The sequence below is a fragment of the Pseudomonas sp. 58(2021) genome, from assembly GCF_017491585.1.
Lineage (GTDB): Bacteria > Pseudomonadota > Gammaproteobacteria > Pseudomonadales > Pseudomonadaceae > Aquipseudomonas > Aquipseudomonas fluorescens_BT.
Genome location: NZ_JAFGYZ010000010.1, coordinates 81,102 through 94,332, shown reverse-complemented (window position 1 = coordinate 94,332; position 13,231 = coordinate 81,102). Strand labels below are relative to the sequence as shown.

12 protein-coding genes and 3 tRNA genes are annotated in these 13,231 nt (G+C 60.1%); 7 read left to right on the top strand and 8 right to left on the bottom strand.

The features are described from left to right. The first annotated feature begins 20 nt into the window (after window positions 1–20). The 4 genes from pgsA (at window position 21) to J5M72_RS13685 (ending at window position 1,120) form a co-directional block, all read left to right on the top strand. Window positions 21–581, top strand: coding sequence for a CDP-diacylglycerol--glycerol-3-phosphate 3-phosphatidyltransferase (pgsA, locus tag J5M72_RS13700; protein WP_085603312.1), 561 nt, complete (start codon window positions 21–23; stop codon window positions 579–581). 60 nt (window positions 582–641) lie between these two features. Continuing rightward, window positions 642–717: transfer RNA gene (locus tag J5M72_RS13695), tRNA-Gly, on the top strand. Between the two features lie 47 nt (window positions 718–764). Then, window positions 765–838: transfer RNA gene (locus J5M72_RS13690), tRNA-Cys, on the top strand. A gap of 195 nt (window positions 839–1,033) precedes the next feature. Continuing rightward, a tRNA-Leu gene (locus J5M72_RS13685) sits at window positions 1,034–1,120 on the top strand. A gap of 160 nt (window positions 1,121–1,280) precedes the next feature. Here J5M72_RS13685 and J5M72_RS13680 read toward each other — a convergent pair. From J5M72_RS13680 to J5M72_RS13665, 4 genes are all read right to left on the bottom strand, one after another. Further along, window positions 1,281–2,633, bottom strand: a complete 1,353-nt coding sequence (locus J5M72_RS13680; protein WP_207865816.1) for a cytochrome c — start codon at window positions 2,631–2,633, stop codon at window positions 1,281–1,283. Between the two features lie 17 nt (window positions 2,634–2,650). Further along, the gene (locus tag J5M72_RS13675) at window positions 2,651–4,903 is read right to left on the bottom strand and encodes a molybdopterin cofactor-binding domain-containing protein (RefSeq protein WP_207865814.1); all 2,253 of its coding nucleotides are present in this window, start codon (window positions 4,901–4,903) and stop codon (window positions 2,651–2,653) included. Continuing rightward, complete coding sequence (locus J5M72_RS13670; protein ID WP_207865812.1) at window positions 4,903–5,358, bottom strand: (2Fe-2S)-binding protein; 456 nt, start codon at window positions 5,356–5,358, stop codon at window positions 4,903–4,905. Before J5M72_RS13670 ends, J5M72_RS13675 begins: the two co-directional genes overlap by 1 nt. 78 nt (window positions 5,359–5,436) lie before the next feature. Beyond that, a complete protein-coding gene (locus J5M72_RS13665; protein WP_207865810.1) occupies window positions 5,437–6,369 on the bottom strand; it encodes an AraC family transcriptional regulator in 933 nt (310 codons plus the stop codon). Window positions 6,370–6,599: 230 nt separating this feature from the next. Between J5M72_RS13665 and J5M72_RS13660 the strand changes: the two genes are divergently transcribed. After that, window positions 6,600–7,808, top strand: coding sequence for an MFS transporter (locus J5M72_RS13660; protein ID WP_207865948.1), 1,209 nt, complete (start codon window positions 6,600–6,602; stop codon window positions 7,806–7,808). A gap of 193 nt (window positions 7,809–8,001) precedes the next feature. Here the strand turns inward: J5M72_RS13660 and J5M72_RS13655 are convergent, their stop codons facing one another. The 4 genes from J5M72_RS13655 to J5M72_RS13640 all read right to left on the bottom strand — a co-directional run bounded on the left by J5M72_RS13655 (window position 8,002) and on the right by J5M72_RS13640 (window position 11,949). Further along, the gene (locus J5M72_RS13655) at window positions 8,002–9,000 is read right to left on the bottom strand and encodes an NADP-dependent oxidoreductase (protein WP_207865808.1); all 999 of its coding nucleotides are present in this window, start codon (window positions 8,998–9,000) and stop codon (window positions 8,002–8,004) included. A 68-nt stretch (window positions 9,001–9,068) separates the two neighbouring features. Further along, the gene (locus J5M72_RS13650; RefSeq protein ID WP_207865806.1) at window positions 9,069–9,938 is read right to left on the bottom strand and encodes an alpha/beta hydrolase; all 870 of its coding nucleotides are present in this window, start codon (window positions 9,936–9,938) and stop codon (window positions 9,069–9,071) included. 82 nt (window positions 9,939–10,020) lie between these two features. Further along, complete coding sequence (locus J5M72_RS13645; RefSeq protein ID WP_207865804.1) at window positions 10,021–10,809, bottom strand: SDR family oxidoreductase; 789 nt, start codon at window positions 10,807–10,809, stop codon at window positions 10,021–10,023. A 39-nt stretch (window positions 10,810–10,848) separates the two neighbouring features. Then, entirely contained in the window at window positions 10,849–11,949 is a 1,101-nt protein-coding gene (locus tag J5M72_RS13640) for an alkene reductase (protein WP_207865802.1), read from the bottom strand. Between the two features lie 148 nt (window positions 11,950–12,097). On the opposite strand from J5M72_RS13640, the gene J5M72_RS13635 reads away from it, so the two are divergent. Both J5M72_RS13635 and J5M72_RS13630 read left to right on the top strand, forming a co-directional pair. After that, window positions 12,098–12,685: a TetR family transcriptional regulator gene (locus J5M72_RS13635; protein WP_207865946.1), complete on the top strand. Its 588-nt coding sequence runs from the start codon at window positions 12,098–12,100 to the stop codon at window positions 12,683–12,685. A 93-nt stretch (window positions 12,686–12,778) separates the two neighbouring features. Continuing rightward, window positions 12,779–13,216, top strand: a complete 438-nt coding sequence (locus J5M72_RS13630) for a hypothetical protein (protein WP_207865800.1) — start codon at window positions 12,779–12,781, stop codon at window positions 13,214–13,216. Window positions 13,217–13,231 lie beyond the last annotated feature (15 nt).

Here is a 13,231-nt window from a genome sequence, read left to right as displayed (position 1 = left end):
CCTCGTAGCCAGTTGTGCCGATGAATATCCCTAATCTGATTACCGTTCTCCGTGTCCTGCTCATCCCGATTTTCATTTTGCTGTTCTATCTGCCTTACCAGTGGAGTTATCTGGCCTCAAGTTCGGTATTTGCCTTCGCGGCAGCCACAGACTGGCTGGATGGTTACCTGGCGCGGCGCCTGGAGCAAAGCACCCCGTTTGGCGCGTTCCTGGATCCTGTTGCTGACAAACTGATGGTTGCCGTTGCACTGGTGTTGCTGGTGCAGGAGCACGGTAACCTCTGGCTCACACTGCCGGCAGCCGTGATCATCGGTCGCGAGATCGTGGTTTCTGCATTGCGTGAGTGGATGGCCGAACTCGGTGCGCGGGCTCATGTTGCCGTATCGAACCTGGGTAAATGGAAAACCGCTGCGCAAATGCTTGCGCTGGTGATTCTCCTGGCCAATCCCAAGGTTTTCAGCTTCTGGGTTTTCATTGGTTATGCGTTGCTGATGGTCTCGGCAGGCCTGACCCTGTGGTCGATGGTTCAATACCTCCGGGCTGCCTGGCCGCATCTGAAGACCGATGTTGAAAAGAAATAAAACTTTTTTGAATCAAAGGGTTGACGGCGCTTCTGATTTCTATAGAATGCGCCACACCAAGCGGGAATAGCTCAGTTGGTAGAGCACGACCTTGCCAAGGTCGGGGTCGCGAGTTCGAGTCTCGTTTCCCGCTCCAAGTTTGTACAACGTTTGTTGTTGCGCTACTGACGACAAATGTTTTGAGGCCGAGTAGCAAAATGGTTATGCAGCGGATTGCAAATCCGCCTACGCCGGTTCGATTCCGACCTCGGCCTCCACTATAAACAAGCTCCGTAGATCCATGATTTACGGAGCTTTTTTATTTGTATTACGCTGAAAGATTTAGTCTTTAAAACAGCCTTTGCAAACTTGCTTCACAGGGGACTGATGTATATATTTCCCCCTCTGCTGAACGGGGTAACGATCTGTCAGGATTGCTAACCGGCATCAGAGCAATGTAACACCGCGCTACCGCCCGAATGGCGAAACTGGTAGACGCATGGGACTTAAAATCCCCCGCTCGTAAGGGCGTGCCGGTTCGATTCCGGCTTCGGGCACCATGAATATCAAGGGCTTGCATGACATACCTCATGCAAGCCCTTAGTTCTTTCTACCGCAATCAAAAAATCTTTTCCGCAATTCGTGATCGTCAGTCACTTTGTGGGGTATCCCGCGCTGTGCGCAGGACCAGCAAGTCGATGCTCTCCATCGGGTTCTCCTCTAACGCATCTGCAGAATGATCGGGCTGCTGCTGGCCGGGTCGGTGTGTTTCCGCAGTTTGCCAACCGTCTGTGCGTCGACAGCACTGCTCTGATTACCCCAGGTGCTGCGCATGAAGGTCAGTACTTCGGCGATCTGCTGATCCGACAGTTGCTCACGGAAGGCCGGCATGCGATAGGCATCCGGCACGCCGGCCGCCACCACACGTTGCGCGCCATTGAGGGTAATGTTGATCGCCGAGGCGCTTTCCTTGGCCAGTGCAGAAGTCGCGCCGGCCAGCGGCGGCATCCATTGCGATTGACCCTTGCCGTCCAGACCGTGGCAAGACGCACAGCGTGTCACGTAGGTATGAGCACCGGGCGAGTCCAGACGTTGCGCTGCCGAAACCGCTTGGTACTGCCAGGGTGCGCCATCCCGTTCACGATCGCCGGGAAGCGACTTCAGGTAGTGGGCAATCGCGGTCAGATCGTTATCGCTCATGAACTGCGTGGAGTTGTTGAACGCCTCGGTCATCGAGCCGTAGACCACCGCATGTTGGTTGCGTCCGGTCTTGAGGAACTGCACGATTTCCGACTCGCTCCAACGGCCCAGGCCGGTGTTGTGATCATCACGCAGGCTCGGCGCGTACCAGCCATCGAGCAAGGCGCCGGCAAGGTAGGGCTTGCCGGACTCATCCAGTGCTTTTTCGTTGAACGCCAGGCTGCGCGGTGTATGACAACTGCCGCAGTGTCCGGCGCCCTGAACGAGGTAAGCGCCACGGTTCCACTGTTCATCCTGCGACGGTTTGGCTACGTAGGGCTCGGCATCGACAAACACACCGTTCCACAGTGCAATCGGCCAGCGCAGGTTCAACGGGAACGGAATCGCACTCGGGATGTTCGCCTGTTTGACGGGCGCCACGCCTTTCATGAAGAACGCATACAGCGCACGTACGTCATCGTCACTGAGCTTGGCGTAGGACGGGTAGGGCATCGCAGGGTATAACCGGCGACTGTCGGGAGCTACGCCGTGGCGCACGGCACGGTCGAAGTCCGCCAGGCTGTAGTAACCGATGCCGGTGTCCATGTCCGGGGTGATATTGGTCGCATGGATCGCGCCCAGCGGTGTGGCCATTTCCAGCCCACCGGCGAACGGCGCGCCATCCTGCACACTGTGACAGGCCACGCAATCACTTAACCTGGCAACGTATTCGCCCCGAGCGACCAATGCCGGGTCGATGTCGGCCACGGCGATCTGATGGTTTTCCAGGCGCGAGACGGGCTCGCGGGTGACGTACCAGGCCAGCAGGCCTGCCGCGACCAGACATGGCACGGCCAACCAGCCAGCGGTTCTTGCGAATCGGCTGTTGTTCATAAAGGCTCCGGCGCTGATCAGGTGAAGGTGTGTCGGCTCAGGGGCAGGCTGCGTACCCGCTGCCCGGTCAGCGTTGCCACCGCATTGGCGACGGCAGGCGCGACGGCAGGCAACGGCGGTTCACCGATGCCACCCATTTTTTCCCCGCTCTCGACCACACGCACATGAACCCGTGCCATCCGCGCAGGCGGCAGGATCGGATACAAGTCGTAGTTGCGCGCCCTAGGCTTGCCATCAATCCACACGGCTTCTTCCACCAGGGTTTGCGACAGTCCCAACGCCACGGCACCATTCACCTGAGCCTCGACAATCGCCGGATTGACGATGCTGCCGGGGTCAATCGCCTGCCAGATGTCATGCACCTTGACCTGGCCATTTTCGATGGAGACCTCGGCGATCACCGCAGTCTCGGTACCGAACGGCGAAGCCATGGCCACCCCGCGCGCACGCCGGCTGCCGTCTTCGGCGGTAAATGGCCCACGCTTCCAGCCGCCCGACAATTCACCCACTGCTTGCAACAACGTGGTCAGCCGTTGGTTGTCACGCAGCAAATGCAGGCGCAGCTCGAACGGGTCTTTGCCGCCCTTGTCGGCCAGTTCATCGAGGAACGATTCATAGAAGAAGTCGTTGAGGGAATTACCCACCGAGCGCCAGTAACCGAGCATGGCCGGGCCTTTGACGTAGATCTGCGCGATGCGCTTGTTGGGTATCGCATAGGACTTGCCCGACAACCCTTCCAGCGCCGTCGGGTCGAGCTTTTCACCTTGCTTGCCGGCGAGGGCTTCGGTCGGACCTTCGGTGGCACTGATCGCTTCGATTGCCAGCGGCCAGCCGTCGGTGTCCAGTGCTGCACGGAAATTCACTGCGGCAACCGGGCGGAGCACGTCACGCAGAAACTCTTCCTCGCGACTCCAGATCAGCTTGACCGGGCGGCCTACTGCTTTGGACAGGGCGATTGCCTGAGGGTAGGGACTGGCCGAGTCGTAGAGAAAATGCCGGCCGAAGAACCCGCCCAGCAGTGGCGAATGCAAGGTGATGCGCGACGGATCCAGGCCTGTGCGTTTGGCGATGTCGGCGCGGAACATATCCGGCGCCTGATTCGGCAGCCAGACCTCCAGCGAACCATCCGGATTGAATCGGGCCAGTGCTGAAGGCGGCTCCAGTTGTCCGTGGTTCAGGTATTGGTTGTGGTAAGTGGCGTCGATCCGGGTCTTGGTCTCCTTGAGAATCGAAGCCACATCGCCTTCATGTTCATCATCTTTGGCGGGGCTTTTATCTTCAGCGAGGCGCTTGAACCACGCATCGCTGGAAAAGTCGGCGGGCATCGGCCGCACTTGGCTGTCGGCCGTCGGCTCTTGCCAGTCGACCTGAATCGCCTCGACGGCACGTTTGGCGTGCCACCAGCGCTCGGCGACCACCGCCACTGCGCCCGGCAGCCGGTGCACGGAATGCACGCCTTTCATTGCCTTGACCTGATCTTCGTTGCGCAGATTGCCCACCGTCATCCCCAGGCGCGGGGCATGTTGAACGGCGGCATGCAGCATGTCGTCGACTTTCAGATCGATGCTGTACAGCGCCTTGCCCGTGGATTTGTCGTAAGCGTCGAGACGCTTCACCGGTTTGCCGATCCAGCGGAACTGACTCGGATCGCGCAGCTTCACCGAGGCCGGATCGGGTACCGGCAGATCCATCGCACGCTCGGCCAGTTCACCGTAGGCCAGCGAGCGGCCCGACTTGGCGTGCACGACTTTGCCAGGCTCGGTGGTCAATTCACTTACCGGCACACCGAGTTGCTGCGCGCCCGCCTGCAACAGCATGGCGCGGGCGAGGGCGCCGAGGCGGCGCATGACCGGGTAACTCATGCGCACTGACATACTGCCGCCGGTGATGCGCATGCCGTTCTCCATGACTACGTAGGCCTCGCCGGGCGGGGCGGCTTCGACCAGAAAAGTCGCCGGGTCGGCATCCAGTTCTTCACCGACAATCTGCGCCATCGCAGTGAACGTGCCTTGTCCGCCTTCCATGAATGGGCAGAGCAGACGCACGCGGTTGTCCGGGCGGATCTCGAGAAACGCCGGGACCTGTGTGCCACGCTCGGCAGTTGCTGTTGCTGCAGCCGCCTGTACGCGTGTCACACCCAGCGGCAGGCCGAAGCCGAGGACCAGTGCGCCGACTGCGGTACCGGTCAGAAAACGTCTGCGCGAAACATTGATCGGTTCATGCAGATCCAGTGCTGAGGCTTGCAGTGAAGGATTGATTCGAACGTTCATCACGCTTCTCCCTTGCCGGCAAGCTCATGCACGGCGGCATGAATGGCGTTGTAAGTACCGCAGCGGCACAGATTGACCATCGCCGCCTCGATCTGTGCATCACTGGGTTTGGGATTCTGTTTGAGCAGCGCGGTGGCGGCCATCACCTGCCCGGACTGGCAGTAGCCGCACTGGGCGACCTGCAGATCGACCCAGGTCGAGACGACTCGTTTGCCCACGTCATCGGTTTCGATGGCTTCAATGGTGGTGACCTCGCGGCCAACCACACCCGCCACCGGCGTGACGCACGAGCGCACCACATTGCCGTCCACCAGCACCGAGCAGGCGCCGCATTGCGCCAGTCCGCAGCCGTACTTGGTTCCGGTCAAGCCCAGATCATCGCGGATCACCCACAGCAAGGGCGTATCGGCGTCGGCATCGACCTGATAGGTCTTCTGGTTGATTCGTAGTTCCATGGTTCACCCGCTTGATCATCGGTTGACGTGCATTGTTATGAGCGGTGACACGCGGCGGGGCGAATCACCGGTTTTCGTTCAATTCGCGACTGTGCCGAGCGCTTCTGCCTCGAAGGGCTGCCCGCGCAAAAGGGCCATGTCACGACTCGGCGCGGTGCCGAACAGGCGGCCGTATTCGCGGCTGAACTGCGAAGGGCTTTCATAGCCGACCGCAAACGCTGCACGCGACACATCGAGGCGCTCGATCAGCATCAGCCGCCGGGCTTCGTTGAGCCGCAGCCATTTCTGGTACTGCAGCGGACTCATGCCGGTGAGCTGGCGGAAATGATGGTGAAAGGTCGGCGCGCTCATCTGTACCCGCGCGGCCAAATCATCGATGCGCAGGGCATCGGTGTAGTTGACCTTGAGCCAGTCAATGGCCTTGGCGATGCGATAACCCTGACCATCGACGGCAGTGATCTGCCGCAGCCGTGGGCCTTGGTCGGTATGGAGCAGCCGATAGTGGATTTCACGCAGAATCAGCGGTGCCAGGACCGGGATCGCCTCGGGTTCATCGAGCAATGCCAGCAGGCGATCGAGCGCGTCCTCCAGAGCAGGTGACAGGCTGCCAATCGCAGCGCCCGTACCCGTTGATGGCTGGCGTTTCGCGGGCAAGCCGCTCTTGGTAATGACCTCGGCAAGCATGCTGACATCCAGTTTCAGCACGAAGCCGACACAGGGCTGTTCGGGACTGGCGAGCATCACTTCGGAGTTGGCGGGCAGGTCCAGCGACGTGACCAGAAACCGCGATGGGTCATAGCTGTAGCCCTCACCACCGACCCACAAGCGCTTTTCGCCGCGGCCCACGAGAATCAGGCTGGGCTCGATCATGCACACAACGGGGGGCGCCGGCTGGTCGCGACGAAACAGCGTCAGTCCGGGTATGGCCGTGGCGAAGTCACCCGGCGTGCTCAGGCGCGGGTCGATGTGCAAGGCCAAAGGCGATTCCTGGGGCAGAGAGGGCGGGTTCATGTCGGGTCACTCCTGTTGTCCGAACTCTAATCCGCGCGCGAGACGTTTCCTATCCGTCAGCCTGCATCGCCAGAGGATCAGGCAAGCATTCAAGAGGAATGCGCTAGGGAAGGGCCGGATTGACCGGGAGAATGTGTCTATCTGTTACAGGGGCAGTGCCCGGACGGGCGACAAACTGCTTGCCCCTGCGTTTCACACCCCACACGTTTTTCGCACCACAGGTAGTTCCCATGACGTTTCCTTCTACAGATCCTTCTAAAAGAACAGGCGGCTGGAGCGCCGTGCTGGCGATGTCGTTGGCCGCGTTCGCCCTGGTCACTTCAGAGTTCATGCCCGTCAGCCTGCTGACGCCCATCGCGGCTGACCTGCACATCACCGAAGGTCAGGCAGGGCAGGGGATTTCCGTGTCCGGTGCCTTTGCATTGATCACCAGTCTGTTGATTGCCTCGGTCGCCGCTCGCATCGAACGGAAGAAATTGTTGTTGGGCCTGACCTTGCTGATGATCGTCTCCGGTACGGTCGTCGCGTACGCTCCGGGCTACCCGTCATTCATGTTTGGACGTGCCTTGATCGGGATTGCGATTGGTGGTTTCTGGTCACTGTCGGCGGCGACCGCTATGCGCTTGGTGCAACCTGATCAGGTTTCCCGTGCGTTGGCCATCGTCAATGGTGGTAACGCTCTGGCGACGGTCATCGCCGCTCCGGCGGGCAGCTTCCTTGGCTCGTTGATCGGCTGGCGCGGCGCATTCTTCTGTGTGGTGCCGGTCGCAGCGTTGGCAGCCGTGTGGCTGCTGATCAGCCTGCCGTCCTTCAAGGCCGAACGCCAGGTAAGTAGCGGCAATGTCCTGCGGCTGATGAAGCAGTTGCCAGTTGCTTTGGGCATGGTCGCCGTCAGCGTATTTTTCATGGGCCAGTTCATGCTGTTCACGTACCTGCGGCCCTTTCTTGAGGGCGTGACTGGCGTCAGTGTCTCAACCTTGTCGTTCATGCTGCTGGGGCTGGGGCTGGCCGGTTTTATCGGCACCTTTTTGATCGAGCGGTTTATAAGCCGCGGCCTCTACCGCACGTTGACCATCATCCCGCTGATCATGGCGGCCATCGCGCTGGCGTTGGTCAGCTTCGGCAAGTCTCCGGTGCTGACCGCCGTGTTGCTCGGAATCTGGGGGCTGGTCGCCACGGCCGCGCCGGTTGGCTGGTGGACGTGGCTGGCGCAGACGCTCCCGGATGATGCGGAAGCCGGAGGCGGCTTGCTGGTGGCCATCGTCCAACTGGCGATCGCCGCCGGCGCAATCATTGGCGGTCTGGCCTTTGATTTGAGCGGCTACAAAGCCACCTTCGAGCTTAGCGCCGCTGTCCTGGTCGCCGCATCTGTACTGGCCTGGCTGGCCGGACGCAATGCCACGGAAGTTCATCTTGTCGAGCCGAACGCGACAGCCTGACGAGATCACCTGCAACCGGTTTCGCCTTATGGCTCAAGCATTAAACTGCGCCAAACGATAACGGGCGGTTGAGCCTGCGCATCATGCGGTTGAGGCACTTGCTGCTTCTCTGGCGAAATCACCTCGGCTGATGAGCGCTCAAGCAGTAAAAGCGGTGCAGTGTCTACGGTCGACTCATGAGTAGGCGACGTGGTCATTTGAGCAAAACAACCACCTTGCCCTTGGCGCGTCCCTGCTCAACGTACTTCAATGCCTCGGCCGTTGATTCAAAGGGGAAGGAGCGATCAACCACAGGTTTGATGATTCCGTCCTCCACGAGCGCGGTGATGCGTTGCAGTTGAGCGCCATTGGCCCGCATGAACACGAACGCGTAGCTGACATCCTGCTTGCGCGCTTTGCGACGAATGCCAAGGCTCAGCAGTCGCATGACTTGCTGCAATGGCCAGGACAATCCTTGCTCCCTCGCAAACTGCACAGTGGGTGGGCCCGAGATGGAAATGAGTTGACCACCGGGTTTCAGGACCGCGAGTGATTTCTCCAACACGTCGGCGCCAAGGCTGTTCAGCACCACGTCGTAGTCACGCAGTACATTTTCGAAGTTCTGCTGTTTATAGTCGATGACTAGATCGGCCCCCAGCGCCTTGACCCATTCGACATTGGCGGTGCTGGTAGTTGTGGCGACAAACGCACCGAGGTGTTTGGCAAGCTGAATCGCAATGGTGCCGACGCCGCCGGAACCTGCGTGAATCAGCACTTTCTGGCCCTTTTGCAGCCGGGCGGTTTCAACCAGCACTTGCCAGGCGGTCAGTGCAACCAAGGGCAGGGATGCGGCTTGTGCCATGTCGGTATTGGCGGGTTTCAGGGCGACCGCGTTTTCGTTCACGGCGATCAATTGGGCGAAGGTCCCGATCCGCGCTTCGGGCGGGCGAGCGTATACCTCGTCTCCCGGTTTGAAGCGTGTCACCTGCGGGCCGACTTCAACCACAACCCCCGCCAGGTCATTGCCCAAAATCAACGGAAAGGCGTAGGGCAGAATCAGCTTGAAGTCGCCTTTGCTGATCTTCGAATCCAGCACGTTGACACTGCTCGCATGGACCTCGATCAAGACGTCGTGGGCACCGACTGCAGGGGCGGGCGCTTCGCCAATGCGTCCGGGATTCTTGCCATAGCCATCAATCAGAAATGCTTTCATCGTGGTGCGGCTCTTGCTGGTTATACGGAGGGTAGTCGGTGGGGTTGCGGTGTTGCTGAGTGACGTGGTCAAGCATCGAGAAACGCCTGCGCCTTGGCCACAAAGTCGGCGTGATACTGGAAAATCCCGCCGTGCCCGGCGTCCTCATAAATTACCAACTGTGCGTTGGGGATAAGCCTGGCCAGCTCAAACGAGTTAACGCTGGGCACCATGAGGTCGTTGTCGCCGTTGACGATTAGCGTCGGCGTGCGTAAGTGCCCAAGCGCTTGCCGCTGTTGTCTGCCCCACGCGGTGATGGCTCTCAATTGCCGCAGGAAGGCGCGGGGCGTCGGGCCCTTGTCGCGATTTTTTTTGCGTGCCTTTAGGCGTCTTAAATACTGCGAGGCAGACCGTCGCCCATTGGCCGACGAGGTGAAGAAAAGGTAGAACTTGGGATCGCGCAGGGTCAGCAAACCTTTGAGGATCAATGGCCATGACACTGTGCCGACCTTGTCGATGCCGGTGCCGCCCGCCGGTCCAGTACCGGTCAGAATCAACCGGCGTACCAAGTCAGGCGCCTTGAGTGCAATATCCTGAGCGACGAAACCTCCGAGGGAGAAACCGAGCACATCCACGGTTTTCAGCCCCAGCGCCCTGATCAGCTGGATGGCATCGTCGGCCATTTCGCTCACCGTCAGTGGCGCGGTTCCCCCCGAGTTGCCGATGCCGCGATAGTCGGTGGTGATGACGCGTCTGGTTTGCGCCAGGCCATCGATGATCGCGGGGTCGAAGTTGTCCAGTACTGCACCCCAATGGTTGAACAGTACCAAGGGCATGCCGGTCGCGGGCCCGGTGTCGCGGTAGGCGAAGGGAATGCCGTTGACCGTGATCGACTGGTTTGCCGCGTCAATAAATGGCGTCGGCAAACCCGAGCGGGAATTTGTCTGCATTGAACTCATTGTCACTCCGGCCAGCGGGCAGGATTCGATGCAATGCCATGTGCCTGCATCGAATCTGCCGCGAATGCTCGCTAGCAAAAAATCACTGTGGCGTCTGGTAGCGTTGGGCGACCGCAGACTGGCGGATTTGCCCCAGCAGGCCCTGGCGTGCGCCCTGCAGGTCATCCCAGCGCTCAGCTTCGTGCAGCGGCGGGATGGTCACAGGTTCGCGACGATCGAAGCCGACCAGTGCGGCATCCACCAGATCACCCACTTCCATGATTTCGCTCAGGGTATTGATGTCGACGCCGGAGCGATCCCAGATTTCCGTGCGGGTGGCGGCGGGCAACACGGCTTGCACGTAGACGCCCTGAGGCGAAAGCTCCAGGCTCAGGCCTTGGGAAAGGAATAGCACGAAGGCCTTGGTCGCACCGTAGACCGTCATGCCGAACTCCGGCGCCAGACCCACCACCGAACCGATGTTGATGATCGCGCCGTCGCTGGCCTTGGCCAGGCGTGGTGCGATGGCGCTGGCAAGCCGCACCAGCGCTGTGGTGTTGAGGGCGACCAGTTGCGCAACGCTGTCGGTGCTTTGGTCGACGAAGTGGCCGGACAGCGCAGCGCCGGCGTTGTTGACGAGAACGCCGATGCGGGCGTCATCGCGCAGGCGGCTTTCAACGGTGTTGAGATCGCCGAGTTGGGTCAGGTCTGCGGGGATGACATCGACGGCGACGTCGTGCTCGCTGCGCAAACGCGCTGCCAGTGTGTCTAGGCGAGCCTTGTCGCGGGCGACCAGTACCAGATCGTGGCCACGTTGCGCGAAGCGTTCGGCGTAGACGGCGCCAATGCCGGTGGAGGCGCCGGTGATGAGAACAGTAGGGCGAGTGCTCATGGGGTATCTCTCTTTCAGGAGGTGAGAAACAGAACGCGCTCAGCTTGCGCTGACGCTTGATTCAGCCAGCGTCGGGTAGTCGATGTAGCCCGCCGCGCCGCCGCCATAGAGGGTGGCGGGATTGAACGCGGACAGCGGCGCGCCCTGCTTGAGGCGCTCCACCAGATCCGGGTTGCCAATGAACGGGCGACCGAAGGCGATCAGGTCGGCCTGGTCTTCGGCGAGCCGCGCGTTCGCCAAGTCCAGGTCATAGCCGTTGTTGGCGATATAGGTGTTTTTGAAGCGCTGGCGCAGGGCACCGAAATCGAAAGGGGCCACGTCGCGCGGGCCGCCGGTCGCGCCTTCGACCATGTGCAGATAAACCACACCGAGGGCGTCGAGTTGCTCGACGACGTAATTGAATTGCGCCTGCGGATCGCTGCTAGACACGCCATTGGCCGGCGACACGGGAGACAGGCGCACGCCAGTGCGATCCGCGCCGATCTCGTTGATGACAGCCGCCGTCACTTCGAGCAACAGACGCGCACGATTTTCAATCGAGCCGCCGTAAGCGTCGGTGCGCAGATTGGCGTTGTCCTTGAGGAATTGATCCAGCAAGTAGCCGTTTGCACCGTGAATCTCCACGCCATCGAACCCGGCATCGATCGCGTTGGCCGCAGCCTGGCGGAAATCGGAGACGATCCCCGGCAGTTCGCTGGTTTCCAGGGCGCGGGGTTCGGAGACGTCTTCAAAGCGGTTGTTGACGAACACTTTGGTCGCGGCACGCAGCGCAGAAGGGGCCACCGGTGCGGCGCCGTTTTCTTGCAGGTCAACGTGTGAAACGCGGCCGACATGCCACAGCTGCAGGAAGATTTTTCCGCCCTTGGCGTGGACGGCATCAGTGACTGTGCGCCAACCGTCAATCTGTGCCTGGGTGTAGATCCCGGGGGTGTCTTGATAACCCTGACCCTGTCGGGAAATCTGAGTAGCTTCGCTGATCAGCAAACCGGCGCTGGCGCGCTGGCTGTAATAGGTCGCCGCGAATTCGCTCGGGACAAAGCCCTGGCCCGCGCGGTTGCGTGTCAGCGGTGCAAGAACGACGCGGTTCGACAGCGTGAGACTGCCTAGCGTGTAAGGGGTGAACAGAGTCTGTTTGGTCATCTGATGAATCTTCCGTGCCCGTGGATGGAGATCGGTGGGTGTGAAATTAGGATGATGATCGAAATCTAAACTGTCAACGGTTTTGATTATGGTCGACATCTATGTATCATCAGACGCAGGAATTCCCGCTGAACACGAGGTATTGCACGTGAGAGTGACCAAGGCCCAGGCGCAGGCCAATCGAGAACACATCGTTGAAACGGCCTCGGAGCTGTTCCGTGAGCGTGGTTTTGACGGCGTCGGTGTAGCGGACCTCATGGCGGCTGCCGGTTTCACTCATGGAGGCTTCTACAAGCACTTCGGTTCGAAGGCCGACCTGATGGCCGAAGCCTCGGCCTGCAGTCTTGGCAAATCGTTAACAGGTGCCCAGGCGCTCGACGTGCCCGGTTTCATCAACGTCTATGTGAACAAAGAACATCGCGACGGACGCGGCAGCGGTTGCACTATGGCCGCACTGTGTGGCGACGCGGCGCGTCAGACGGACGATGTGAAAGCGACGTTTGCTGAAGGCATTGAACGCACCTTGCAAACCCTGGGGGGAAAATATCCGACAGGGCCGGATGCCGCAGAGGGTGAGGGGAGAAAGAAAATGATCGACCTGCTGTCGCGTGCGGTCGGCGCGATTATTTTGTCGCGTGCTTGCCCCGATGACTCCGCACTTGCTGATGAAATCCTTGAGGTGTGCCGGGCAGAAATGCTTGCTTCATTGCCGGTCGAGGACGTGGAGCCGGAGTAGATAGGGCGCTCACTCAAAGCGTAGTTTCAGTAGAAGTGCGATGTTGATGCAGGGAACAGAAAACCAATTTGAGTCCAAAACTATGGATCACGAATGACGGGTTGCGATCGTTCGTGGGCGGCTGCTATCGGCCGGCCCTTGATGATCTTCGTGATGTTCATGGCGCACTTCCTTGCCCGGGTGAGCGGTGGTTTACACAGTCAACAACCCTTTCGCCTCGGCTTCATTCCGACATTGCTTCCGGAGCTGACGGGCCGACTCGATGGATTCCTGCTTGGTAATAGCCTTCCTATCGGCACCGGATTTAACGAACTCGCCGCGCAGCTTCCTGCATCGGTAGGTGGCGATTTTTCGGTTCTCGATCTGAGGAATCGGACCGGCCATGGCCTACCTCTTCAATTCCGCTGGCCGGCAATTGCGGCCAGGTCTGTCGGTGACCTCCAGTCGGGCGCTGTCCTCCGTTACCGGATGCGCCGCATAGGGTTATGGCAAAATGATGTCGGATCGGTTAACTTTTGCGGCTCGGCATGAGGCCGAAGGGAGATC